Source organism: Allobosea sp. Leaf344, assembly GCF_001426225.1.
Classification (GTDB): domain Bacteria; phylum Pseudomonadota; class Alphaproteobacteria; order Rhizobiales; family Beijerinckiaceae; genus Allobosea.
The window spans coordinates 229,110-252,931 of sequence record NZ_LMRT01000014.1 but is presented as its reverse complement, the minus strand read 5'-3'; the positions used below and the strand labels follow the sequence as shown (position 1 = coordinate 252,931).

Genomic DNA, 23,822 nt, shown 5'->3' with positions numbered 1-23,822 from the left:
ATTCAGCCACGACCCTAGGAGCCGGTCCTTGACGATTGCCTATCGCCGCACCGTCGGGTGGCGCCAACTGGAAACGCGGTTACCAAGCGAAGAACGGGTCTTGGCGCATTGTCCGCATCATCCATCAACGCGGCGCGTGCTTGCAATCACAGAGCCTGCCTTGAGCCGCCCCGCCCGCCCCGCTATGCAGGGGCAAAGAGGTGGCGGCGATGGCGAAGAACCGACTGAGGCTGGGCGTGAACATCGATCACGTCGCGACGGTGCGCAACGCCCGCGGCGGCGCCCTGCCCGATCCGGTCCGCGCGGCCAGGCTGGCGATCGCCGCCGGGGCCGACGGGATCACCGCGCATCTGCGCGAGGACCGGCGCCATATCCGCGACGCCGACATGGCCCGCCTCGCCGCGGAGCTGACGAAGCCGCTGAATTTCGAGATGGCCGCGACCGACGAGATGGTCGGCCTCGCCGAGAGGCTGAAGCCGCATGCGGCCTGTCTGGTGCCGGAAAAGCGCGAGGAGCGGACGACCGAGGGCGGGCTCGACGTCGTCGGCCAGGAGGCGGCGCTGCGCCCGCAGATCGCCCGGCTGAAGGCGGCGGGCTGCCGCGTCTCGCTGTTCATCGAGGCCGACGAGGCGCCGATCGCCATGGCGGCGAAGCTCGGCGCGCCGGTGGTCGAGCTGCATACCGGCAGCTGGTGCCATGCGCTGGCCGATGGCGAGCAGCGGAAGGCGGCCGCCGAATTCGAGCGGCTGGCGACAGGCGCGGCCTATGCGGCCTCGCTCGGCATCGAGGTCCATGCCGGGCACGGGCTGGATTTCGACAGCGCCCGGACGCTCGCCGCCATCGAGCCCTTCGTCGAGTTCAATATCGGGCATTTCCTGATCGGCGAGGCGATCTTCGTCGGGCTGGAGCAGGCGATCGCGACGATGCGCCGCGCGATGGACGAAGGCCGGGGCCTGGCTTAAAGCCGAGATCCATGATCCTCGGCATCGGCTCCGACCTCTGCGACATCCGCCGCATCGAGAAATCGCTCGAACGCTTCGGCGAGCGCTTCACCCAGCGCGTCTTCACCGAGGGCGAGCGTGCCAAATCTGACCGGCGGGCCTCGCGCGCGCCCTCCTATGCCCGGCGTTTCGCGGCCAAGGAGGCCTGTTCGAAAGCTCTCGGCACGGGGATGCGCGGCGGCGTCTTCTGGCGCGACATGGAGGTGGTGAACCTGCCCGGCGGACAGCCGACGATGCGCCTGACCGGCGGGGCCGCCCTCAGGCTGGCCGCGATGCTGCCGCCCGGTTTCGAGGCCTTCGTGCATGTGTCGCTGACGGATGATCCGCCGCTGGCGCAGGCCTTCGTGGTGATCGAGGCCCGGCCCGTCGCGACCCTCTGAGACCGCGGCACGCCAATTCCCGAGCGGTACGGCGCCGTCGAGGGGTTCCAGGCCGCTATTGCGCCGGAAAGACCAGCCGCGTCGTCACGCCCCGCTCCGAGGACACGGTCCATTCGCCGCGCAGATGGGCGGCCAGCGACTTCATGATGCGCATGCCGATGCCGTGGCCATCCTGCTCGTCCAGCGCGGGGCCGAGGCCGACCCCGTCATCGGCGATGACCAGGACGAGATCGTCGCCCTGGCGCGTCAGCGAGATCCGGACCTCGCCGCTCCGCCCATCGGGAAAAGCGTGCTTGAGCGAATTGGTCAGCACCTCCGCCACGAAATGCGACAGCGTGGTCAGCTTGCGGATGTCGAGCGTGATCTCCGGTGCCGAGACGACGCAGGTGACGTGGCGCACGCCGGCGATGGCCAGGACATCGCTGCACATCTCGACGAGATAGCGCTCAACCGGGACATCGACGCTGTTGGGATCGTGCAGGCGGCGGTGGATGCGGGCCATGGTCTCGATCCGCGCTCGCGCCTCGTCGATCACCACCGGAGCGGCGGCGGGATCGCCGGCGATACGGCGGCGGGACATGTTGAGCAGGCTGGCGATGAAGGCGAGGTTGTTCGAGACCCGGTGCTGCAGCTCCTCGAACATGGTGCGCTGCTGCTCGGCCAGAGCGGAGGACACCGCCTGCTCGGCGCGCAGGCGCTGCATCGCCCGGTGCATCAGGTAGATCAGGCCGATATCGACCGTGACGATGAAGACATAGAAGCCGAGCGCCAGCGCGCTCGATCCGGTGAGCGCGAAGCCGGCGGGCGGGATGAACCAGTACCAGGCCGCGAGTCCGCAGAGCAGCGCGCACAGGCTGCCGGCGCCGACGCCGCCGAAGAAGGCGGTGATGATGACGGCCGGAAAGAAGGTGAGATAGGGAAAGCCGGAGGGCAGCGAGCCGTCCAGCACCATGCGCAGGCCCAGCGCCACCGCGAAGGTGCCGAGGGCGAGCGCCAGCCCCTTTCGGCCGGGAATGGTCGCAGGCGGTTCGGTAGGGAAGAATGTCATGCGGCGCGGAAGCAATCGTCAGCGATCGGGTGGAGCGGCCGGCGGGGTTGCCGAACCGGGACGGACAGGCTTGAAGCATGGGATGGCGCGGCTGTCGCCCCCGGAATTGCGGTAGCGGCCGTTGCGGCGTCGGCGTTGTCCAAGCTGCGACATTCAGCTAGACCGCGCTCTGCTGTCCGAAACAGGAGCGCCCGCGTGGCCAAAGACGCCGAGATCAAGAGCAAGCAGGCCAAGGAGGAAGGTGGCGTTCTCGAGACGATCAAGGTCGTCGTCCAGGCCCTGCTCATCGCGCTGGTGATCCGCACATTGCTGTTCCAGCCTTTCAACATCCCCTCCGGGTCTCTGATTCCGACCCTGCTGATCGGCGACTACCTGTTCGTTTCGAAATACACCTACGGCTACTCCAAGCATTCGGTTCCGTTCAGCCCGCCGCTTTTCTCCGGCCGCGTCTGGGCGGCGGAACCGAAGCGCGGCGACATCGCGGTGTTCAAGCTGCCGACCGATAATTCGACCGATTACATCAAGCGCGTCATCGGCCTGCCGGGCGACCGCATCCAGATGATCGACGGCATCCTGCACATCAACAACCAGCCGGTGAAGCGCGAGCGCATCGCCGACTACGTCACCACCGACAGCTGGGGCCGGGCCTCCTCCGTCGCGCATTACCGCGAGACGCTGCCCAATGGCGTCAGCCACGAGATCATCGAGCGGGAAGGCGACAACGGCACCTTCGACAACACCGTGGTGTTCCAGGTGCCGGAAGGCCATTTCTTCATGATGGGCGATAATCGCGACAATTCGCTGGATTCCCGGGATCGCAGCGTCGGCTACGTGCCCTTCGAGAATTTCGTCGGCCGCGCCGAGCTGATCTTCTTCTCGATCGAGGAAGGCGCCTCCGCCTGGCGCGTCTGGGAATGGCCCTGGTCGGTCAGGTGGAATCGCCTGTTCAGCGGGATCAAGTGACAAAGCCTGTCGAGAGCGGGCGCAAGGCGCCGGATCTGGCGCGGCTCGAAAGGACGCTCGGCCATCGCTTCGCCGATCGCGGGCTTCTCACCACCGCCCTCACCCATATGAGCGCGGAAGGCTCCCGCCTCGGCAGCTATCAGAGGCTGGAATTCCTGGGCGACCGGGTGCTCGGGCTGAGCGTCGCCGACATGCTGTTCGCGCGCTTTCCGCAGGCCGTCGAAGGCGACATGTCGCGCCGCCTGGCCGATCTGGTGCGCAAGGAGACCTGTGCGGAGGTGGCGCAGGCCTGGGATCTCGGCGCCTTCATGCGGCTCGGCGAAGGCGAAATCCTCGGCGGGGCTCGCAAGAACCGTGCTATCCTCGCCGATGCATGCGAGGCGATCATCGGCGCCGTCTTCATCGATGGCGGCTATGAGGCGGCGCGGGCTCTGGTCGAGCGCGGCTTCGGCGAGCGCCTGGCCAAGCCGCCCAAGCCGTTGCGCGACGCCAAGACCGCGTTGCAGGAATGGGCGCAGGGCCAGGGTTACGCGACGCCGACCTATAGCGAGCGCGGCCGCTCGGGCCCCGATCACGCGCCGCTGTTCAGGGTGGCGGCACGGATCAGCGGGCTCGCCGATGCCGAGGCCGATGGCCGCTCGAAGCGCCTGGCCGAACAGGCGGCGGCCGAGGCCTTCCTGAGACGGGAAGGCCTGTGGAGCGAAACGATGGAGAGCGACCATGGCTGAGGCCAAGACCGTGCCGGAAGCCGGGATGCAGGGTGAGCCGGAGCGGCGGGGGCCGACGCGCTGCGGTTTCGTGGCGCTGATCGGCGCGCCCAACGCCGGCAAGTCGACGCTGCTGAACCAGCTCGTCGGCGCCAAGGTCTCGATCGTCTCGCGCAAGGTGCAGACCACGCGCACCCAGGTGCGCGGCATCGCGCTGTCGGGGCCGGCGCAGGTGATCTTCGTTGATACGCCCGGGATCTTCCAGCCCAAGCGCCGGCTGGACCGGGCGATGGTCACCAGTGCCTGGGGCGGCGCCACGGATGCCGATCTGATCGGCGTGCTGATCGATGTCGAGCGCTACGACACCGAGGAGAACACCCGCCTGCTCGAGAAGCTGGCGGAGCTGAAGCAGCCAAAATTCCTGATCCTCAACAAGATCGACACGGTGGCGAAGGAAAAACTGCTCGAGATCACGACGAAGGTGAATGCGCGGGGCCGGTTCGAGGCGACCTTCATGATCGCGGCGCTGACCGGCTACGGCGTCAAGGACATCATGAGCTGGCTGGAGACGCGGCTGCCGCTCGGCCCCTGGCTCTACCCGGAGGACCAGATCTCCGACGCGCCCTTGCGCTTCCTGGCGGCCGAGATCACGCGGGAAAAGATCTTCGAGCGGCTGCATGACGAGCTGCCCTATCGCTCGACGGTCGAGACCGAGCAATGGCAGCAGCGCCCGGACGGCTCGGTGCGGATCGAGCAGACGATCTATGTGGAGCGCGAGGGCCAGCGCAAGATCGTGCTCGGCGAAGGCGGACAGACGATCAAGGCGATCGGCCAGAAGGCCCGCATCGAGATCGCCGAGGCGGCCGAGGCAAAGGTCCATCTCTTCCTGTTCGTGAAGGTCCGCGAGAACTGGAGCGACGATCCCGAGCGCTACCGCGAGATGGGGCTGGAATTTCCCAAGGGCTGAGCGTCGCTGCCGGCCGGAACGGCGGCCCGCATCCCCTCCGGGGTGAGCCGGAGGCGGTGCGAGCGCCCGCCGGCATGGTCGTCAACAGGCTGGCGACGACGACGCTTGCGCCGCGCGCTTTTCCGAGCAAAGACGGCCGCAGCAATCCGACGGCAGAGGAGCCCCGCCATGACCGACGCTGAAGTTCTGGCCGAGTTCCGCGATGCCGGCGCCCTGCTCGAAGGGCATTTCATCCTGTCTTCGGGGCTGCGCAGCCCGATCTTCCTGCAGAAAATGTTCATCTTCCAGGATCCGGTGCGCACCGAGAGGCTGTGCCGGGCGCTGGCGCAGAAGATCCAGGCCCGTTTCGGCGCCGTCGACTACGTCGTCTCCCCCGCCGTCGGCGGCATCGTGCCGGGCTATGAGACCGCCCGTCACCTCGGCGCCAAGGCGATCTTCGTCGAGCGCGAGGACGGCCAATTCAAGCTGCGCCGCGGCTTCGCCATCCCGGCCGGCGCGCGCGTCGTGATGGTCGAGGATATCGTCACCACCGGCCTGTCCTCGCGCGAGTGCCTGGCCTCGATCGCGGCCGAACCCGGCACGATCCTCGGGGCGGCCTGCCTGGTCGACCGGTCCGGCGGCAAGGCCGAGCTCGGCGTGCCGCTGGTCAGTCTGGTGGCGATGGATATCCCGGCCTATCAGCCGGATGCGCTGCCGCCGGAGCTCGCCGCCATTCCCGCCACCAAGCCGGGCAGCCGCGGGCTCGGCGCCTGAGGTTTCGCCGCGCCGGCTGCGGCGCGATCTGCGACACCATCGTCCGGCTCCGGACTCTCATTCGACATTGTTCGCGCGTCTATTCTCGAAAACTGTATTTCACTTTCTAATTTTTTAAGCCGGAGTCATGGCCATGGCCGATCCCCGAATCGCGCTCTTCATCGATGGAGCCAATCTTTACGCCACATCGAAGCAGCTCGGCTTCGACATGGATTACCGGCGCCTGCTGAAGGAATTTCAGGGTCGCGGCAATCTGATCCGTGCGTTCTATTTCACCACCCTGATCGAGAGCGAAGAGTATTCCTCGATCCGCCCACTGGTCGATTGGCTCGACTATAATGGCTACCGCGTCATCACCAAGGCGGCGAAAGAGTTCACCGACGCCAGTGGCCGCCGCCGGATCAAGGGCAATATGGATATCGAGCTGGCGATCGAGATGCTCGAACTCGCCCCGCATCTCGACCAGATCTACCTGTTCTCCGGCGATGGCGATTTCCGCCCGCTGGTCGAAGCGGTGCAGCGCAAGGGCGTGAAGGTCGCTGTCGTCTCGACGATCTCGACCAATCCGCCGATGGTGTCCGACGATCTCCGCCGGCAATGCGACGAGTTCATCGACCTGTCGCATCTGATGCAGAAGATCGGCCGCGACCCCTCCGAACGCGCGCCGCGCCCGCCGGCCTCGCCCCTCACCCCCGGCAATCCGGGGCTGGAGCGGCGCTACGGCATCCGGCAGGGCGACGACCCCGCCGATATCTGACGGGCGCCATCTGACGACGACAGCCCTTGACTGTCGCCGCGTCCGGACCAACCTGCATCATCAGAAGCCTATCGGGAGGACATCATGCTTCGTCGCAACTTCATCACCGGCCTCGCCGCCGGAACCGCCGGCCTGACCGTTCTGGGCCGGCCCGGGCTCGGCCTCGCCCAGGTCGCCGCCCCCACCACCGCTCCGGCGCCGGCCGCCCCGCCCGCTCCGCCGGTCTTCACCCTGCCGCCTCTGGGCTATGGCTACGAGGCGCTGGAGCCGCATATCGACACCGCGACGATGCGCATCCACCATAGCGGCCATCATCAGGCCTATGTCACCAACGCCAATGCGCTGGTTGCGCAATGGGACGGGCTGAAGACCACGCCGATCGAGACCGTGCTGGCCGATCTCAACGCGGTGCCCGAAAACGTCCGCACCGGCGTGCGCAACAATGTCGGCGGGCATTGGAACCACAGCTTCTTCTGGGATCTGATGACCCCGGGCGGCGCCAAGCAGCCCTCGGCGGAGCTGCGCAGCGCCATGGAGGCCTCGATCGGCTCGACCACCGATCTGGTCACCAAGCTCAACGCCGCCGCCATGGGCCGTTTCGGCTCGGGCTGGGCCTGGCTCGTGGTCGACAAGGACAAGAAGATCGCGATCATCAGCACGGCGAACCAGGACACCCCGCTCGAACTCGGCGCCAAGCCGGTGCTCGGCGTCGATGTGTGGGAGCACGCCTATTACCTCAAGCACCAGAGCCGCCGCGCCGCCTATCTCACCGCCTGGTGGCAGGTGGTGAACTGGGACAAGGCCAACGAGAACTTCAAGAAGGCGATGGCCTGAGCCGCGCCGCGCGATCCGGCGAGGCCGGGTCGCGCTCGACCGGTTTTCATGAGGCGGCCGCGCAGCGGCCGTCTCGCTCCTGCCGCGGAACGCTTCGGGATTGCTCGAGACGCAGGTTTAGGCCTGCCGGATCGGGCGGCCGTTCAGCCGCCGGACTTCATGATCCTCGCCTTGTCGCGATTCCAGTCGCGCGTCTTCTCGGTCTCGCGCTTGTCGTGCAGCTTCTTGCCGCGGCCGAGGCCGAGCTCGACCTTGGCGCGGCCCTTCTCGTTGAAATAGACCTTCAGCGGGATCACGGTGTAGCCCTCGCGCTGGATCGCCCCCATCAGCTTGTTGATCTGGCGGCGATGCAGCAGCAGCTTGCGCGGGCGGCGGACGTCGTGATTGAAGCGGTTCGCCTCCAGATATTCCGGGATATGCGCGTTGAAGAGGAAGAGCTCGGTGCCCATCGGCCCGGCATAGCTCTCGCCGATCGTCGCCTTGCCGCCGCGCAGCGACTTGATCTCCGTGCCCTGCAAGGCGATGCCGGCCTCGAGCGTCTCGGTGATCTCGTAATTATAGCGCGCCTTGCGGTTGTCGGCGGCGAGCTTGTAACGGTCTGGATCTGGTTTTGTCATGCTGTGTTGCCGAGCGCATGAGCCCTCACGAGGGAGGCCATGGCCTGCGATTCCGATTCAGGGTCGGCGCTCAAGCCGTTGAAGACGCCGCGCTTGTCGGCCTCCTGCCGGTTCTGGCTGAGCTTGAACTTGCCGATCAGCGAGGCGATCTCGATCTCGATGCCGACGATGCCGCGCATCTGCGCCGCCACGAAAGGCTCCGGCGCATCGGACACGGCCCAGGGCTCGGCGCGCGGCGCCTCCTGCTGCCGGGTCAGCTGGTCGAGATGCGCGCGCAGCCAGGCGGGATCCTCGACGATGCGGGCCGGCCCGCGCACCTGCACGGTCACATAATTCCAAGTCGGCACCACCTTGCCATGCTCGCGCTTGGAGGCATACCAGGCCGGCGTCACATAGCGTTCGACCCCGGTGAAGACGAGCAGGATCTCGGCGCCGGCCGCGACTTCGCGCCATTGCGGATTGGGGCGCGCGAGATGGGCCCGCAGCAGCGCCTGCCCGCCCGGCTCGGCGTGCAGCACAAAGGGGACGGGATTGGCCAGAAGCCCGCTTTCGCCCGCCGTGACGAGCGTCGCCAGCGGGTTCGCGCGGATGACCTGGTACAGGGCCTCGCGATCCTCGACCTTGAAATGGCTGGGCTCGTACATCGTCGTCTCCAAGGGCGGCGGAAGCGGGAGCCGGACGGGATCCGCGCCGCTGCCCCGCTCTATCTAGGCATTCAACACGCCGGCGAACACCATCGCCTCGCGAATGACCTTGCCGGTGGCCGGCGTCACCGGCAGCAGCGGCAGGCGGACCTCTTCCTGGACGCGGCCGAGCAGGGACAGGCCGTGCTTGGCGCCCGCCAGCCCCGGCTCGCGGAAGATCGCGTCATGGAGCGGCACCAGCCGGTCCTGCAGCGCCAGCGCCTCGGCGTAATCGCCCTTCGCGACGGCGGCCATCAACTGGGCGCAGAGGCTTGGCGCGACATTGGCGACGACCGAGATGCAGCCATGCCCGCCGGCCGCCATATAGGCCAAAGCCGTCATGTCCTCGCCCGAGAGCTGGATGAAATCCGGCCCCATGGCATGGCGCTGCTGCGAGACGCGGGCGAGATTGGCGGTCGCGTCCTTGACCCCGGCGATGTTCTTCAGCTCGTAGAGCCGGGCCATGGTCTCGACGGACATGTCGACCACCGAGCGCGGCGGGATGTTGTAGATGATGATCGGGATGCCGATCGCGTCGTTCACCGCCTTGAAGTGCTGGTACATGCCCTCCTGCGTCGGCTTGTTGTAATAGGGCGTCACCACCAGCACGGCCTCGGCCCCGGCCTTCTCGGCATGCACGGCGAGCTCGATCGCTTCGGTGGTGTTGTTGGAGCCGGCGCCGGCGATGACCGGGACGCGGCCCTTCGCCTGGGCGACGACGATCTCGACCACCTGCTTGTGCTCGGCATGGCTGAGCGTCGGGCTTTCCCCCGTGGTGCCGACCGGCACGAGCCCGGTGCTGCCGCTCTCGATCTGCCAATCGACCAGCGCGCGCAGGCTCTCCTCGTCGATCCGGCCGCCTTTGAACGGCGTCACCAGCGCGGGCATGGAGCCGGTGAAGGGCGTGTGCTTGGTCATGGGCGCGGCGTCCTCGACGCGGGATCAGGCAGGGGGAGTGACACATACCCTCTGGGGCAGCCGCGGCAAAGCCGGCAATTGATCAAAAGCGGTTGCCTGCATGATTAAAGCTCCGTTAACAGGCTTGACCGACCATTGCAGCCTTGAAGCCCACGGCCCGGAGTCCTTCATGGTCACGACCGCCTTGCGCCTGCGCCGACCCTCCACGACCCGTCTGAGCCTGCGCCTCGCCGGCCTGGCCCTGCCGCTCGCGCTGCTCGCCACGGAGGCGAACGCGCTGGAAGCGGGCGAACATCCGAGCGAGCTCGCGGCATCTTCGATCGAGGCCACGGCATCGACGTCGCAGGGGCCGGACCCGCGCATATCGCTGGAGACGGTCGATCCCGGCCCGATCCGCGGCGCGATCGAGGCCTATCGGCGCGGCGCGCTGGCCGAGGGCGATGCGCTGGCGCGCGGCGTCGACAACCCGGCCGCGCAGGCGCTGCTGGAATGGGCGGCGCTGAGGGCCGGCGCCAACCCGGTGCCCTTCGCGCGGCTGAACGCCTTTCTGCAGGCCCATCCGGATTATCCCGCCATCGGGCTGTTCCGCCGCCGCGCCGAGGAAGCGCTGGTCGCCGAGCGGCGCGGCCCGGAGGTGGTGCGCGCCTTCTTCGCCGATCACCAGCCGGTCAGCCCGGCGGGGCGGGTGGCGCTGGCGCTCGCGCTGCAGGCCAAGGGCGAGACGGCCGAAGCCCTCGCCTTGATCCGGCAGAGCTGGGTCCAGGATCCGTTCGGCGCGCCGCTGGAACGGCTGGTGCTGGCGAGTTTTCCGACGGGGCTGACGCGCGAGGATCATAAGCTGCGCGCCGAGCGCTTCATCTTCCGCGGCAATGCCGCCGCCGCGCTGCGCAACGCCGCGCTCGTCTCGCCCGACTTCGTCAAGCTCGCCCAGGCGCGGATCGCCAGCGCCAAGGCGAAGCGGCCGCTGGCGCCGTCGCAGATCGCGAGCCTGCCGGCGGCGGTGCATCAGGAACCGGGCTATGCCCTGCTGAAGGCGCAGCAGGCACGCCGCGAGGGCAAACCCGCCGAAGCGGCCAAGGCGCTGTCTTCTGTGCCGCGCGACCCGGCGCTGCTCGGCGATGGCGACGGCTGGTGGGTGGAGCGCCGGCTGATCGCGCGCGACCTCCTGGACGAGGGCGAGATCGCTCTGGCCTATGCGGTGGCGGCCGAGCATGGCGCGGAGGATTCAGCCTCCCGCATCGACGCGGAATGGCATGCCGGCTTCATCGCCCTGCGCTTCCACGATGCGCCGATGCTGGCGCTGGATCATTTCCGAGCCGCCGCCGAGCTGGCGCGGACGCCGATCTCCGTCGCGCGGATCGGTTATTGGGAAGGGCGGGCGCTCGAGGCGCTGGGGCGCGAGGACGAGGCGCTGGCCGCCTATCGCAAAGCCGGCGAACACCCCGTCGCCTATTACGGCCAGCTCGCTCTGGCCCGGCTCGGCGAGCGCAACCTGCAGCTGCGCGGCAGCGACGTCTCGCCGCTCGGCCATCTGCCCGGCCATCAGGGCGTCCAGCTGCTGTACCGCATCGGCGAGCGGCAATTGGCGGCGCAGATGCTGGCCGATCTGGCGCAGCGCCTGCAGACCACGCCGGCTCTGGAATCGATCGCCCAGATCGCCCAGGCGCAGGGCGATGTGCGGGCGGTGCTGGCGATCGGCAAACAGGCGCTGCAGCGCGGCTTCCCGCTCGATGCGGCGGCCTTCCCGACCAATGGCGTGCCGGATTTCCCGGTGCTCGGCGACCCGATGGAGCGCGCCATCGTCCACGCCATCGCCAGGCAGGAGAGCGCCTTCGACCCGACCGCCACCTCCCATGCCGGGGCGCGCGGTCTGATGCAGATGATGCCGGCGACGGCGCGGGAAACCGCGAGGCGCGCCAGCCTGCCCTTCGACTGGCCGAGGCTCGGGCGGGACCCGCTCTATTCCGCGGTGATGGGCGCGGCCCATCTGATCGATCTGCTCAAGGAATGGCGCGGATCCTATATCCTGACCTTCGCCGCCTATAATGCCGGGTCCGGCAATGTCCGCAAATGGATCGCGGCCTATGGCGATCCGCGCCGGCCGGATGTCGATGCGATCGATTGGGTGGAGCGCATTCCCTTCTACGAGACGCGCAATTACGTGCAGCGGGTGATGGAGAACGTGCAGGTCTACCGTCACAGGCTGGACCAGCGCACCGCCTATATGATCGATCACGACTTGAAGCGCGGCGGCCGGCGGGAGTAACTGGTCGCCTGCCATCCGGGACGCTGCATGACCACCGACACAGGCTTCAGATCGTTCTATATCGGCGCCCGCGACGGGCTGAAGCTCCACGCCAGGGATTACGGGCCGCTCGCCGGGCCGGCGCTGCCCCTGGTCTGCCTGCCGGGACTGGCGCGGACATCGGCGGATTTCCATGAGCTCGCTCTCGCTTTCGCCCAGGATGCGGAGAAGCCGCGGCGGGTTCTGGCGCTGGATTATCGCGGGCGCGGCCGCTCGGATTACGACGGCAACTGGCGCAATTACGATATCCGGGTCGAGCTCGACGACGTGATGCAGATGCTGACGGCCGCGGGCATCGCCGAAGCCGTCTTCATCGGCACATCCCGCGGCGGGCTGCTGACCATGGCGCTCGGTGCCGCACGGCCGGCGATGATCAAGGGGGCGGTTCTCAACGATGTCGGCCCGGTGATCGATGCGCGCGGGCTGCTGCGCATCAAGGGCTATGTCGGCAAGCTGCCGACGCCGCGCAGCTTCGCCGAGGGCGCCGAGATCCTGAAGCGCCTCTCGGACCAGCAATTCTCCGCTTTCGGCGACCGCGAATGGGAGATGATGGCGCGGCGTACCTGGACGGAGCGCGAGGGCCGGATCGTGCCGGATTACGATCCCAATCTGATGAAGGTGCTGGAAGAGCTGGATCTGGAAGCGCCGCTGCCGGTGCTGTGGAATTATTTCGCGGGGCTCAACGGCGTGCCGGTGCTCGCCATCCGCGGCGCCAATTCCGATCTGCTCGCCGAGGCGACGCTGCAGGAGATGGCGCAGCGCCATCCGGACTGCCAGGTCCACACCGTGCCCGGGCAGGGTCATGCGCCGGTGCTCGGCAGCAAGGAGATGGTCCAGCGGATCGGCAGGCTGGTGAGCCGGGCCGAACGACTGGCGGCCTGACAAGAGGGCGGATCAGACCTCGCCTGGACCAGTCATTCTGCCGGCGCTCGCATCGGGGTCGCGGGCTCCGCGGCCGCGCGCCAGGCTGCCCAGGGTGCAACCCAGGGCATAGACGGCGGCGAACAGCAGAGCGCTCTCGACCCAGAGCGCCGCGACGCCGTTGAGCGTCTGCGTCCAGCTCAGCACGCCACCGGCGGCCCAGAGTGCGGCCAGGACCAGGACGAGCGGCCCGGCGAGCCTGAGCCGGCCACCATCATGGCTGATCCAGCCCATGGCCAGGCCGAGCGCCGCCGCCGCGATCAGGAACCAGACGAATTGCGTCGCGAGATACAGCATCGCTCTCTCCTATTTCGCGACGGTGAACTGGACACGGCGGTTCATCGCCCGCGCCTCGGGCAGGCCATAGGGGACGAGCGGGCGTTTCGCGCCGAAACCCTGCACGGCCAGCTGGTTGGCTTCGACGCCGCGCTTCACCAGCTCGTCGCGCACCCGCAGCGCCCGTCGCATCGACAGATCGAGATTGTCGAAGCCATGGGCCTCGCCGTCGCGGTTGGCATGGCCCTCGATCGTGATGCGGCTCTGCGGGCATTTCCCGAGGATCGCATGCGCGGCCTCGATCACGCGTTCGGTCACGGCATCGAGCGTCACCACCGTGGTGCCCTGGCCGAACAGCACCTTGTTCTCGCGGGTGAGATCGTCGAGCTCCCTCTGGCAGGTATTGGGCGGATCGAGCACGCAGCCGGTCTGGCGCAGGCCGATCGCCGCATCGACCGGCACGCCGGCGGCCCGCGCCGTGGCGGCGCTGGTCTCGACCTCGCTCTTGATCAGCTCGCGGCAGGTGAGCCCGCGCAGGGTGACGCCCTTTTCGGAGACGCTGGCGGAGCCGAGATCGAGCCGCATCAGGTTTTCCGTGGCGAGCCGCGTCGCGGCCGCGAAGCCCGGCGGCGCCGAGGGCACCAGCGCCGTCTGATCGTCCAGCCTGCCCCGCTCGGGCGTCGCTCCGACCACGGCCTTCAGATCGGTGCGGGCCGGCTCGTCCGGGAGGTAGCCCTGCAGGTTCAGCCCGGACTTATCCGTCGAGATCTCGAGTTGGTAGGGCCTGACCGTGAGCGCGTCCGGGGCGAGCTTCAGCGACAGCCCCTGCGGCCGCGGGCCGGCCAACAGCGCCTGCACCCGGTTGAGCGCCGGCAGATCCGGCACGGTTCCGGAGAGGGTCAGCTCGCCCGCCTCGATCGCGACGGTGCCCTGGCGCATCGGCGCCAGCAGCGAGAGCGCGAAGCGCGTCGCCTCGCCGTAATCGGGCGTTTCGGCGAGATTTTCGCGCGTCTCTAGGGTCGAGGCCGGAGCGGCATCCGGACCGGCCGAGGCGGCGGCGGCCGCCAGAACCGCCTCGCGCGCCGCATCGCTCGGCGCGAGCCCGCTCAGCGCCAGCCCCGCCTCGCTCTTCTCGGCGCGCCAGCGCAGCGGGACCGGCGGGGCCGGAGGCGGCGGCGGATCGGGCAGGACCGGCGGCAGGACGGCGATCTCCGCCGGCGGCGGCGCGGGCAAAGGCGGAGCCGGGACCAGATCGGCCGTCGTCCGGGCCGGCGCGGGAGACGGCGCCACGGCTTCGGGCAGGATCAGCGCCGGGATCTCCGGCAAGGGCGGCATGGGCGGCAGAGGCGGCGGCGCGGCCGGGCAGGCGATCGTCGCCTGGGCGACGGAATCGGGCCCGTCCATCTGCGCGATCAGCAGGCGCAGCGCCTGGCAGGCATCGTACTCCTCCGGCCCCTGACCGGAGAGAACATAAGCATCGCCAAGGAGTTCGGCCTTGCCATTGCGAAGTCGCTGGAGGTCGCCGATGGCGCGGGCCACCTTGGCCTGGAAGGCGGAAGGTTCGCCGAGCGCCGGCTTGAGCTCGGCGGTGAAGCCCGTCGCCCGCGGGAAGGCGGCGCGGGCGAGTTCGACGATGCGGTCGCGCGTCGCCGCGTCGGGATAGAAGCCGCTAAGGGCGACCGCCCCGCCTGCATCATGCGTGATCGCGAGGCGATAGGGCGTCAGCACAGGCGGCTGCAAGGTGCAGTCGACGCGCTGGAAGCCGCGCTGCGCCATGGCGGAGGAGGCCGTCTCGAGCGCCAGGAAGGCGTCGGGGGTCGTCGCCTGCCCTTCGATGCAGAATTTACCGTCGTCGAGCGCCAGTTTGCCCGATTGCAGCCGCGGCAATTCGGCGAGCAGCGCGCGGGTCAGCTCCGGAAACCCGTCGGGCGCGCCGAAGGCGAGGCTCTGTCGATCCTCGATCCGGATGCCGGGAAGAGCCGCCGTGGCGGCGGCGACATTGGCCGTCGCCGTCGCCTCATCGGGGACGAAGCCGTTCAGCACCACGGCCTGCGCCTCGCGGGTCGCCGACCAGCTATAGGGTTTCTGGGCCACGACCTGCGACAGCCCGCCGAGCGCCCGCCTCACCCCGAATTCGGAGCGAAGCTGCGCCATGGCACGGGACGCGCCGTCGGCCGAGAGAGCCTCGCCCGATATGACGATGTCGCGGCCGATGATCCGCGCGACGATCGGCTTGGCTCCGGGTGCCGTCCCGGCGACGGCACTCGCGGCGGAGACGGCGCGCCGGGCGAGATCCTGCTCGATCCTGTCCGCCATGACGAGATTGCCCGCGGCCCAGAGCAGCGCCAACGGCGCCAGACCCCAGAGCCAACGCGTCGTTTGCGGCATTCGACCCCCCAGAGACAGTCTCCGACGGCGCCCCCCGGCGCTTTCGTCACGATGTCAGGACAGTCCCTATGCCCCTGCCCTGTCAAGCGGATGACACCTCGCGCCGGCACTCATCAACGCCTTTGCGCAAAGAAAAAGCCCCGGGTTTCCCCGGGGCTTTCCGACGTGATCGGGTGTGACCGATCAGAAGTCGCGCTGGATGCGCAGGCGGGCCGACAGAGCGTCGTCCGACTTGATCAGGACGCCGAGCGGGCGGCCAGCAGCCTGGATGCGGGTCTTGACCTCAGCCTTGGCGTAGAGAACCTCGACGCCGATGTCGAGACCGGAGACCGGCGACCAGACGAGGTTCGAACCGATGCGGAACTCCTTCGGGTCCTGGTTGGCGACGCCGCCGACGAAGACGCCACGGCCGTAGTCGAGCTCGGAGTACGAACCATACACGGCCTGACGGATCGTGGGGGTCCAGTAGTGGAGCAGGACGGCGGTCAGGGCGTAGCCCTTCGTCAGGATCGTGCGACCGTTGACGTCGACGTTGGCATCCGAGTTGACGAAGGCCAGACGGCCGACGTTCGAGTTCGGACCCCAGGTCGAGCCGGCGCCGGCGCCGCCGTAGCCGAGGTAGGAGATGCCACCCTCGGTGTAGGCAGCCTGCAGCCAGAGCTCGTCGCCAGCGGCGAGCATGGGCAGGTTGATCTTGACGCCGCCCTGGATGGCGTAGCCGGTCTTGTCCGACGCGCCGCCGACGAAGCCCTGGCCGAGCTGGCCATTGCGCTCGAACACGGCACCCGACAGCTGAGCCGAGCCCCAGCCCTGCGTCAGGTTCAACGAACCGACGATGTCAGGATAGGTCTGGCCGCCCGTGACGAAGTTGCCGACAACCTGGCGCTCCGAACGGTCTTCCAGCGAGATCGTCGCCGAGAAGCCCGAACCGAAGGTGGCGGTGTAGGCCAACAGGTTGGAGGTCATGTCCGAACCACGGATCGGGCCGTAGTTGTGGGTGTCGGCGTAGAAGTCGAAGAACGACTGAGCGCGACCAGCGGTGACGGGACCGAACTGGACGAAGCCCTTGTCGAGGTTCGACACGGTGCCGCCGGCGCCACCGCGAACGGCGACGAACTGCGGGCCGGTCGAGTTCACGCCCTGGCCGTAGGAGCCGTTCGAGACGGTCATCTCGAAGCGGATGAAGGTGCGCAGCGTGCCGTAGGCGGTCGCGGTGCGGGCGTCGATGTTCAGACGGCCACGAGCGCGGAAGCCATAGCCGTCGGAGGTGTCGAGACCGACGCCGTCGAACGTCTCCTGGACCAGGTACTCAGCGCGGATACGACCGCCGACGCGGAGGCAGGTCTGGGTGCCCGGGATGTAGAAGAAGCCTGCGCCATAGGTGGAGCAAACGCGAACGTATTCGACCGGAGCGGCCTTCCGCGAGGGAAGATCAGCGGCCTGTGCCCCGGCGACCGCGGCGAAGCCGGCGGCGGAACCGAGGAGGAGGCTCTTTACGAGCTTCATTGGTAACCTCCAAAATGAGTTTCGAGACCCTCGGGCTTTGGCTTGCTGGTCGGCGGCGATCCCAGGAGACCGTCCGTCGGGCTAACCTCTTCCCGGCCTTTCGCCCACGTCCCTGAACCATTCAGAGGCGAAGACGAAAAACAGCGACCGGGAAAGTCCCGACGCAGGTTCACCATACGAATGCCGGACTGCCGATCAACCGAGATCATGTCACCGAGCGGCCTCAGGGGGTGGTTTGAACCCCACTGTTGCAACCACGCCACGCTTTGAACCCCGAAATTTACGGGCTGTTTACCACCATGGCGCGGATCGGGCCGAAAACCGGCACCGGAGCGCCCGGCTCGGCGCGAAAACGGGGAAAGCGGCCGCGAATCCGTGCTGCCGGGCGTGTCGGGCGCGACTCAGTATTCCCACTCGGCGCCGAGGCCGACCGCCGCGCTGCCGTCGACGCCGGTCTCGGCCTGCAGCTTGAGCCGGCGAGTCAGATCGATGCCGACCGAGACGCCGCTATCCTCGGGCCGCGCGCCGGCCTTCACGCCGAGCGTGACGTTGTTGCCGATATAGCGGGAGACGCCGACGGTCGGTCCGCCCTCCCCGAACTGGATGTCGAGATTGTCGACGCCGAGCGAGCGGCGCAGGCGCTCGAAGGAATCATCGCCGCCGGCACCGGAGAATTGCGCCGCCGCCTGGGCGAGCTGCAGCGCCTGGAACGGCGACAGCGACCCCGAGGCGCGCGAGAAGAGGATGCGCGACAGCACCTCGTCCTGCGGCAGGTCGGGCTGGGAGGTGAAGGCGAAGCCAGGCTGGTCGGCCGGGCCGGTCACCAGGATCTGGGCCGTGACGTCGCCGGCCCGCGTCTGGGCGACGAAGTCGAGCTCGGGGATCACCGCTCCGGTGAAAGTGATCCGGCCGCGCGTGAAGTCGAGCCGTTGGGTCGCGACCGAAAGGCGGCCGCGGCGCAGTTCGAAGGCGCCGTCGACGGCGGGGTTGGCCAAAGTGCCGCCGACGCGCAGCTGGCCGCCGAGCTCGGCATCGATGCCGCGGCCGCGGATGAAGACGCGATTCGGCGCAGAGATCGCCAAGGCGAGCGTCGCGTTGAAGGGCGGCGGGGCGCGGCCGCGGGTCGCGCCGGCGGTGCTGGTCTTGCGCTTGTCGGCGAGGCGCGCGGCCGCGGTGCGCGTCGGCCGGACATGGCGAATGCCCTGGACCGGCTCGAGCGAACCGGGAAGCCGGTCCGGTACGGCGACATCGAGCGAGACGACGTCGATCCGCCCGCCGATGGTGGGGTTGCGCGCCAGCGGCCCCGACAGCTCCAGCGCGAGATCGGCGACGGCCGTGACGATGCCGTTGGCGACGAGCTGGGCGCGCGAGCCATTAATGCGCAGCTGCCCGGGGAAGCCCGCCGCGGGATCGACCCTGATCTGCCCGCTGGCCGAGAGCGTGCCGCCATTGGCGGTGCGGGCCGAGGCGCGCTCGATGCTGAGATTATCGCCATTGGCGGCGAGCCGCGCCTCGATGCCCGTCAGCCGGATGCCCTGGAGCGCGTCGGTAAAGCTGCCATTGGCCAGCGTCGCGCCGCCGCTGAGCCGCGGTGCCGCGACCTCGCCCGTGGCGCGCAGATCGATGGCGACGCTGCCGGTCAGCCGCTGGCCGCGCGCGGCGATCATGGTGTTGGCGATGGCAGCGTCGAGCCGGCCCTGGATGGCGAGGTCGAGCGCGCCATTGGCCTGCAGCGGGGCGGAGCCGCGCAAGGTGAGATTGGCGCGGCTGCCGGCATTCAGTGACAGGTCGACGCTCGTCCGCTCGCCCGACAGGCGCCCGTCGCCGCTCACCGCGATCGGCGGCAGCCCGGCATTGCGGGTCTCGCGGGAGGCGACGCCGGCCATGCGCAGGGTCCATTCCCCGGTTGGGGCCGCGACCGTGCCGCCGATCGTCGCCTGGGCGTTCAGGGTTCCCGCGAGGTCGAGCGAGGGCGCGAAGATCCGCGCCGCCGACAGCGGAACGTCGCGGGCTGCGAAGCGCAGGTCGAGCCTGTCGCCGACCAGCCCGTCCAGCGTCACCCGGCCGCGCTCGATGGCGAGCGCCAGCCCGCTGATGGAGACGCCGTCGCTCGGGAAGGACAATGTCGCCGGGCCGTCCAGCGCGATGCGGCGGGCGTCCCGCCGCGCCTCAAAGGCGGTCAGCTCGAGCCGCACCGGCTCCGCCGGCACCAGGCGCCCTGCCCCGTTCAGCGCGAAGCCGCGCGCCGCGGCGCTGAGCGTGAACTCGCTGGCGGCGGCATTGCCTCTGGAGGCGAAGCGGATGGCGCTGACGGCTTCGCCCGCGATCAGCGCGCGATCGATCGTCAGCGTGCCATCGACCACCGGGCGCCGGTAGAGATCCTGGGCCGCCAGCCGCGTGTCGAGCCTATCGATCCGGACGGAGGGTCCCGAGAGCCTGGCGCCAGTGGCCGTGACGGTCGCGTCCTGGCGACCTTCCGGCCTCGCCAGCTTGACCTCGGCGTCGAGCTGCCCGCCGAGCCGGGTCAGCGCGAGTGGCGAGAGGTCGTCGAGATTGCGTGCGGCCAGGGCCAGCGTCCCGGCGGCCAGCCCGGCCGCGTCGAGCGAAACCGCGCCGTTCAGGCGCACCGAGCCGATCGTCAGATCCAGCGTCGACAGGTCCCAGCCATCGCCGGGGAGCCTGGCGAGCTGGACGCGGCCACGGGCCGGCTTGCCCTCGATCTCGCCGTCGAGCGTCGCATCGGTCTGCAGCGCGCCCTGCAGATCGCGGATCGTCGCGTCGATGGCCAGCCGCGGAATCGGCCGGCCGAGCGCGGTGGCATTGCTGATGGCGAGCTGCGCCTGCGCGTTCAGCCGGTCCTGCGGCCCGGTGATGACGGCGCTGACCTCGCCACGGCCGGAGAGCCTGGGGTCGGCGCGCTTCAGATCCGGCAGGGACAGCTGCAGCCGCAGATCCGAGCGCTCGACACGCAGGGCGCCGTCGGCGGTGAAGGCGGCGTGGCGCCCGGCGACGCGCAGGCCGCTGACGGTGACGTCTCCGGCCGCGGCGCCGATGCGCCCCGCCAGCGTCAGCTCGCCGGCGAGCAGGCGGTCGATCTCGGCCTGGCCGGTCGACAGCCTGTCGGCGCGTCCACTCAAGGTCGCGGCATAGGTGTCGCTGCGCGGCGTGGCGTCGATCTCCGCCGTCACATCCGCCGTGCCGCCCAGCGGCCGGCCGGCCAGCCCGCTGAGCCGCGAGAGATCGGGCAGCAGCGCCTTCAGCTGTCCGGCGATCCGGGCCTGACCGAGCTTGCCGCGATAGTCCAGCGCGACGCCGGACATGGCGAGGCGCAGCGTCTCGAAATCGGCCGTGGCGTCGTCATTGGCGGTGCCGCGCATGGTGAACACCACCCGCTCCCCGACCAGCCGCGCCAGGCTGCGATCCGTCAGCGAGACGCCGCTCGCCTCGCCATCGGCGACGAGCGCGATCCGGGTGCCGGCCTCGCCGATCGTTCCGGTCGGGGTCGCCGTGAAGCTGGCGTTCAGTTTGCCGAGCGACCCGAGCGGCAGGCGGCCATCCTCGAGATCGAGAGAGGCGACGATGCGCGGCCCGGCGACAGGGCCCTGGATCGTCGCATCGAAGGCGAGTTTGCCGATCTCCGTGCCGGAAGCGACCGTCTTGCTCCCGGCATTGGGGAGGGCCGCGGCGGTGATCCGCAGATCGAGCATCTTGTCGGCGCCGTAGCGCCCCCCGACATCGAGCCGCGCCAGGGCGGAGACCATCGCGAGGCGCCTGATCGCGATGGCGCCGTCATCGGCGAAGCCGATCGCGCCGTCGAGCCGCGTCGAGCCGGCGAAGACCGGGGCGATCGGAGCCGGCATCAGCCCCTCGACGCGGGCATCGAGCGCCAGAGCGAGGTCGCGGCCCGCGCCGGCGCGGCCCAGGGTGGCGGTGCCGCGGGCGCCAATGGTGTCGCCGGCGGTGAAGTTCAGCTCGGCGCGGAAGGAATCGAGCGGCCCGGTGCCGTTGACGTCGAGCTGCACCGGCGGCTCGCCGGGGAGCGAGGCCAACTTGGCGACGAGGCCGCCGGCCGGCTCGTCGATCCGCGCCATCAGCTGGAACTGCGTGTTCTGCGGCACGAAGCCGAGGCGGATCGTGGCGCTGCCGGCCCGGTCGAGCCGGCGCGCTTCCAGCCGGAGGTCGAGGCCCTCGGCCGGCGGGCCGAGCGTGGCCGCGCCATTGGCGGTGAGCCTCGCGGGATCGCCGAGCACCGGAGCGCCGAGCACGAGTTCGGAGAGCTGAAACGCCTCGACGATCACCTTGAGCGGCAGCTCCGGCAGGATCGGCTGCGCGCCGGCCGCGACCGTCGCGGGCTGCGGCGCCGGGCGGCGCAGCATTTCGAGCCTGCCGATCTCGAGCCGGTTGACCTCGAGCCGGCGGCGCAGAAGCGCGGTGCGCGTCCAGATCAGCCGCGCGCGGTCGAGCCGCAGCCAGGGGCCGTCGCGGTCGGAGAGCACGATGTCGCGGATGGTGACGTCGGAGGACAGCGCGCCCTCGACGGCGCCGATCGCCACCTGGCTGCTGTCGCTGGACAGGGCGCGCGAGATCAGATCGGCGACGACGCCGCGATCGGTCTCGGCATTCTGCGCGAAGCCGCCGAAATTGGCAGAGGCGACCAGCCCCGCCAGCAGCAGCAGGGCGAACAGCGCCAGACGCGAGAATCCCGACCGCGACACCATCAGAAAGCCTGCCCGATGCTGATATAGACCGCGACCGGCTTGTCGCCCTTGCGCGGATTGAGCGGCGCCGCGACATCGAGCCTGATCGGGCCGATGCCGGTGTAATAGCGCAATCCGAGGCCTGCGGCGTATTGCATCTGCTGCTTGAAGTTCGGCACGGCGGAATCGAAGGCCATGCCGGCATCGAAGAAGGGCACCACGCCGATCGTGTTGGTGATCTTGATGCGCGCCTCCACCGAGGCCTCGAACAGGCTGCGCCCGCCGGTGAGCTGGTTCAGCGGGCCGAGCGGCGACAGCGTGCGATAGGCATAGCCGCGCACCGAGCCGCCGCCGCCGGCATAGAAGCGCCTCGTGGCGGGGATCTCGTCCAGGCTCGCCCCCGAAATCGAGCCGAGGCCGATGCGCCCGGCCAGGACATAGCGGGCATCCTCGTCCAGCGCGTAATAGGCCGAGGCCTGGGCCTTGGCCTGGAAGATGCCGACGGAGGAGCCGAGGAAGGAGGGATAGGGCGTCACCGAGGCCGTGGTCCGGATGCCGCGGGTCGGGTCGAGCTGGCTATCGGTGGAATCATAGCGCAGCGCCAGCGGGATGCCGACCAGGGTGTAGTCGACCTGCCCCAGCACGTCACTGCTCTGGCCGCGCTCCACCTCGATGCCGGCCTGGACCGAGAAGGTGTCGGTGAAGCGCCGCCTGATGGCGCTGGTCAGATTGGCGTAGCGGGCGGTGTAGCCGCCATAGCGGGTGGTGCCGACGCGCTCGCGCGTGCCCGTCGCATCGAGCAGCCAGTCGAAGCGGCTGCCGCCCAGCGCCGGCTTCAGGAAGCTGACGGTGAAGCGCCCGCCGAGATCGGTTTCCTCGAAATCGCCGACCTCCTTGATCTTGGTGCCGTCGATGCGCGGGGTGAAGAAGACATCCGCCTCCAGCCGCAGCCGCTCCGCACCGCCGAACAGGTTGCGATGCTCCCAATAGGTCTTCACCTGCGGCCCGTCGATGGTCGAATAGCGGGCGGAAAAGCCGAGTAAGCGCTTCGGCCTCTCGGTGACCTCGACGAAGATCGGCAGATTGCCCGCCGCGTCGAGGGCCGTGGCCTCGCGAATGCGGACGCCGCCGACCGCGGGCAGGGTCGCGATCGATTTGCGCGTATCGGCGATGGCCTTCGGCGAATAGGGATCGCCCGGCTCGAGATAGATGAAGGAGCGCACCACCGGCGCCGGGATCTCGTCGGTATCGCCGATCGAGACCTCGCCGAAACCGGCGATCGGACCGGGCTCGACGACATAGGTCACGTCCATGCTGCGCGTGGCGTGGTCGACCACCGGCCGCAGGTCGACGACTTTTGCGAGCGGGCGCGACTGGTTGCGCAGGTGATCGACCAGAGCGGCGCGCCCGGCCCGCAGGGACGCCGAGAGCGCGGGATCGCCGGGCTTCAGCCGCGAGACCTTCTGCGCATCGGCGATGGCCGGCGCGCCGACCCCCTGCTCCAGCACCGCGACGTTGCGCAGCGCGAAGACCGGTCCGGGCGCGACCCTGACCGTGATCGGGACGACGCCTCTCGCCCGATAGGCTTCGGCCCGGCGCACCAGCGCGGCGCCCGGCTCCTCGCCCGGCCGGAGCGCTACGCCGTCGATGGCGATCGCCAGCTCGGCGTTGAAATAGCCCTGCGACCACAAAGCGTCGATCAGCGGATTGATGTCGGCCGCCACCCGGCGCGCCAGCGTCTCGCCATCCGGCGGCGGGTCCTGGCGCAGCCGGTAGAGCAGCGACGCGTCCTGGAGCTTCCCGGTCAGCGATTTCGCATCGGCCGCGTCGCCGAGATCGAAGCTGAGCGCATAGGGCAAGGCGGCGGCGCTCGGCGCGGGCGGCTGCTCACGCGAGGTGAACAGGCCGAAGATGTCCAGGCTGGACAGGTCGAAACCCTGGGCCCCCGCGGGCTGCGTGGCGAGGAGCGCGACGAGCGTCAGGCTGCTCCAGGTCACCGCGCCGCGGGTCAAGCTTCGACACACCCGCATTCATCCTCCCGCAAACGCGCAACCCGCACCGACCAGACGGGCCTCCGGATGCTGTCCGAGAGGCCCTTCGA

Annotated in this window: 19 protein-coding genes; 10 read left to right on the top strand and 9 right to left on the bottom strand. The window is 69.4% G+C overall.

Annotated elements, in window-relative coordinates:
* The first annotated feature begins 209 nt into the window (after positions 1-209).
* Complete coding sequence (locus tag ASG72_RS13145; RefSeq protein ID WP_056712966.1) at positions 210-962, top strand: pyridoxine 5'-phosphate synthase; 753 nt, start codon at positions 210-212, stop codon at positions 960-962.
* Positions 963-973: 11 nt separating this feature from the next.
* Positions 974-1,381 (top strand): holo-ACP synthase, encoded by a 408-nt coding sequence (gene acpS, locus ASG72_RS13140; protein WP_056712964.1) that lies wholly within the window; start codon positions 974-976, stop codon positions 1,379-1,381.
* Between the two features lie 55 nt (positions 1,382-1,436).
* On the opposite strand, the gene ASG72_RS13135 is transcribed toward acpS, so the two are convergent.
* On the bottom strand, positions 1,437-2,429 hold the full coding sequence (locus tag ASG72_RS13135) for a histidine kinase dimerization/phosphoacceptor domain -containing protein (protein ID WP_056712961.1): 993 nt from the start codon (positions 2,427-2,429) through the stop codon (positions 1,437-1,439).
* A 195-nt stretch (positions 2,430-2,624) separates the two neighbouring features.
* On the opposite strand from ASG72_RS13135, the gene lepB reads away from it, so the two are divergent.
* From lepB to ASG72_RS13105, 6 genes are all read left to right on the top strand, one after another.
* On the top strand, positions 2,625-3,392 hold the full coding sequence (gene lepB / locus ASG72_RS13130; RefSeq protein ID WP_056712960.1) for a signal peptidase I: 768 nt from the start codon (positions 2,625-2,627) through the stop codon (positions 3,390-3,392).
* Complete coding sequence (gene rnc / locus ASG72_RS13125) at positions 3,389-4,120, top strand: ribonuclease III (protein ID WP_244488794.1); 732 nt, start codon at positions 3,389-3,391, stop codon at positions 4,118-4,120. The genes lepB and rnc overlap by 4 nt, the downstream gene beginning before the upstream one ends.
* A gap of 25 nt (positions 4,121-4,145) precedes the next feature.
* Positions 4,146-5,066: a GTPase Era gene (era, locus tag ASG72_RS13120; protein ID WP_056714611.1), complete on the top strand. Its 921-nt coding sequence runs from the start codon at positions 4,146-4,148 to the stop codon at positions 5,064-5,066.
* 168 nt (positions 5,067-5,234) lie between these two features.
* Complete coding sequence (pyrE, locus tag ASG72_RS13115) at positions 5,235-5,819, top strand: orotate phosphoribosyltransferase (RefSeq protein ID WP_056712958.1); 585 nt, start codon at positions 5,235-5,237, stop codon at positions 5,817-5,819.
* A gap of 133 nt (positions 5,820-5,952) precedes the next feature.
* Positions 5,953-6,576 carry an NYN domain-containing protein gene (locus tag ASG72_RS13110; RefSeq protein ID WP_056714608.1) on the top strand — a complete coding sequence of 208 codons (624 nt, stop codon included), beginning with the start codon at positions 5,953-5,955 and terminating at the stop codon, positions 6,574-6,576.
* Positions 6,577-6,660: 84 nt separating this feature from the next.
* The gene (locus ASG72_RS13105; protein WP_082540324.1) at positions 6,661-7,410 is read left to right on the top strand and encodes a superoxide dismutase; all 750 of its coding nucleotides are present in this window, start codon (positions 6,661-6,663) and stop codon (positions 7,408-7,410) included.
* Between the two features lie 143 nt (positions 7,411-7,553).
* Here the strand turns inward: ASG72_RS13105 and smpB are convergent, their stop codons facing one another.
* The 3 genes from smpB to dapA all read right to left on the bottom strand — a co-directional run bounded on the left by smpB (position 7,554) and on the right by dapA (position 9,628).
* Positions 7,554-8,027, bottom strand: a complete 474-nt coding sequence (smpB, locus tag ASG72_RS13100) for an SsrA-binding protein SmpB (RefSeq protein ID WP_056712957.1) — start codon at positions 8,025-8,027, stop codon at positions 7,554-7,556.
* A complete protein-coding gene (locus tag ASG72_RS13095; protein WP_056714601.1) occupies positions 8,024-8,671 on the bottom strand; it encodes an FMN-binding negative transcriptional regulator in 648 nt (215 codons plus the stop codon). The genes smpB and ASG72_RS13095 overlap by 4 nt, the downstream gene beginning before the upstream one ends.
* A 63-nt stretch (positions 8,672-8,734) precedes the next feature.
* Positions 8,735-9,628, bottom strand: coding sequence for a 4-hydroxy-tetrahydrodipicolinate synthase (gene dapA, locus ASG72_RS13090; RefSeq protein ID WP_056712956.1), 894 nt, complete (start codon positions 9,626-9,628; stop codon positions 8,735-8,737).
* A 169-nt stretch (positions 9,629-9,797) separates the two neighbouring features.
* Between dapA and ASG72_RS13085 the strand changes: the two genes are divergently transcribed.
* Positions 9,798-11,894 (top strand): lytic transglycosylase domain-containing protein, encoded by a 2,097-nt coding sequence (locus ASG72_RS13085; protein WP_056712955.1) that lies wholly within the window; start codon positions 9,798-9,800, stop codon positions 11,892-11,894.
* A gap of 27 nt (positions 11,895-11,921) precedes the next feature.
* Positions 11,922-12,815: an alpha/beta hydrolase gene (locus tag ASG72_RS13080; protein WP_056712953.1), complete on the top strand. Its 894-nt coding sequence runs from the start codon at positions 11,922-11,924 to the stop codon at positions 12,813-12,815.
* Positions 12,816-12,827: 12 nt separating this feature from the next.
* Here the strand turns inward: ASG72_RS13080 and ASG72_RS13075 are convergent, their stop codons facing one another.
* The 5 genes from ASG72_RS13075 to ASG72_RS13055 form a co-directional block, all read right to left on the bottom strand.
* Positions 12,828-13,151: a hypothetical protein gene (locus ASG72_RS13075; protein WP_056712951.1), complete on the bottom strand. Its 324-nt coding sequence runs from the start codon at positions 13,149-13,151 to the stop codon at positions 12,828-12,830.
* Positions 13,152-13,160: 9 nt separating this feature from the next.
* Entirely contained in the window at positions 13,161-15,518 is a 2,358-nt protein-coding gene (locus ASG72_RS21420; protein ID WP_156395952.1) for an OmpA family protein, read from the bottom strand.
* A 183-nt stretch (positions 15,519-15,701) separates the two neighbouring features.
* Positions 15,702-17,024: a porin gene (locus ASG72_RS13065; protein WP_056712947.1), complete on the bottom strand. Its 1,323-nt coding sequence runs from the start codon at positions 17,022-17,024 to the stop codon at positions 15,702-15,704.
* A gap of 401 nt (positions 17,025-17,425) precedes the next feature.
* On the bottom strand, positions 17,426-21,742 hold the full coding sequence (locus tag ASG72_RS13060) for a translocation/assembly module TamB domain-containing protein (protein WP_056712938.1): 4,317 nt from the start codon (positions 21,740-21,742) through the stop codon (positions 17,426-17,428).
* Complete coding sequence (locus ASG72_RS13055; protein ID WP_056712936.1) at positions 21,742-23,751, bottom strand: autotransporter assembly complex family protein; 2,010 nt, start codon at positions 23,749-23,751, stop codon at positions 21,742-21,744. Before ASG72_RS13055 ends, ASG72_RS13060 begins: the two co-directional genes overlap by 1 nt.
* Positions 23,752-23,822: the final 71 nt, after the last annotated feature.

Bases quoted from the DNA above. Each gene is read 5' to 3' on its own strand.
- dapA (WP_056712956.1), bottom strand. From the start codon at position 9,628: ATGACCAAGCACACGCCCTTCACCGGCTCCATGCCCGCGCTGGTGACG.
- ASG72_RS13080 (WP_056712953.1), top strand. From the start codon at position 11,922: ATGACCACCGACACAGGCTTCAGATCGTTCTATATCGGCGCCCGCGAC.
- ASG72_RS13110 (WP_056714608.1), top strand. From the start codon at position 5,953: ATGGCCGATCCCCGAATCGCGCTCTTCATCGATGGAGCCAATCTTTAC.
- acpS (WP_056712964.1), top strand. From the start codon at position 974: ATGATCCTCGGCATCGGCTCCGACCTCTGCGACATCCGCCGCATCGAG.
- ASG72_RS13060 (WP_056712938.1), bottom strand. From the start codon at position 21,742: ATGGTGTCGCGGTCGGGATTCTCGCGTCTGGCGCTGTTCGCCCTGCTG.
- ASG72_RS13085 (WP_056712955.1), top strand. From the start codon at position 9,798: ATGGTCACGACCGCCTTGCGCCTGCGCCGACCCTCCACGACCCGTCTG.
- ASG72_RS13105 (WP_082540324.1), top strand. From the start codon at position 6,661: ATGCTTCGTCGCAACTTCATCACCGGCCTCGCCGCCGGAACCGCCGGC.
- ASG72_RS13135 (WP_056712961.1), bottom strand. From the start codon at position 2,429: ATGACATTCTTCCCTACCGAACCGCCTGCGACCATTCCCGGCCGAAAG.
- ASG72_RS21420 (WP_156395952.1), bottom strand. From the start codon at position 15,518: ATGCCGCAAACGACGCGTTGGCTCTGGGGTCTGGCGCCGTTGGCGCTG.
- ASG72_RS13075 (WP_056712951.1), bottom strand. From the start codon at position 13,151: ATGCTGTATCTCGCGACGCAATTCGTCTGGTTCCTGATCGCGGCGGCG.
- pyrE (WP_056712958.1), top strand. From the start codon at position 5,235: ATGACCGACGCTGAAGTTCTGGCCGAGTTCCGCGATGCCGGCGCCCTG.
- ASG72_RS13145 (WP_056712966.1), top strand. From the start codon at position 210: ATGGCGAAGAACCGACTGAGGCTGGGCGTGAACATCGATCACGTCGCG.
- era (WP_056714611.1), top strand. From the start codon at position 4,146: ATGCAGGGTGAGCCGGAGCGGCGGGGGCCGACGCGCTGCGGTTTCGTG.
- ASG72_RS13055 (WP_056712936.1), bottom strand. From the start codon at position 23,751: ATGCGGGTGTGTCGAAGCTTGACCCGCGGCGCGGTGACCTGGAGCAGC.
- ASG72_RS13065 (WP_056712947.1), bottom strand. From the start codon at position 17,024: ATGAAGCTCGTAAAGAGCCTCCTCCTCGGTTCCGCCGCCGGCTTCGCC.
- ASG72_RS13095 (WP_056714601.1), bottom strand. From the start codon at position 8,671: ATGTACGAGCCCAGCCATTTCAAGGTCGAGGATCGCGAGGCCCTGTAC.
- smpB (WP_056712957.1), bottom strand. From the start codon at position 8,027: ATGACAAAACCAGATCCAGACCGTTACAAGCTCGCCGCCGACAACCGC.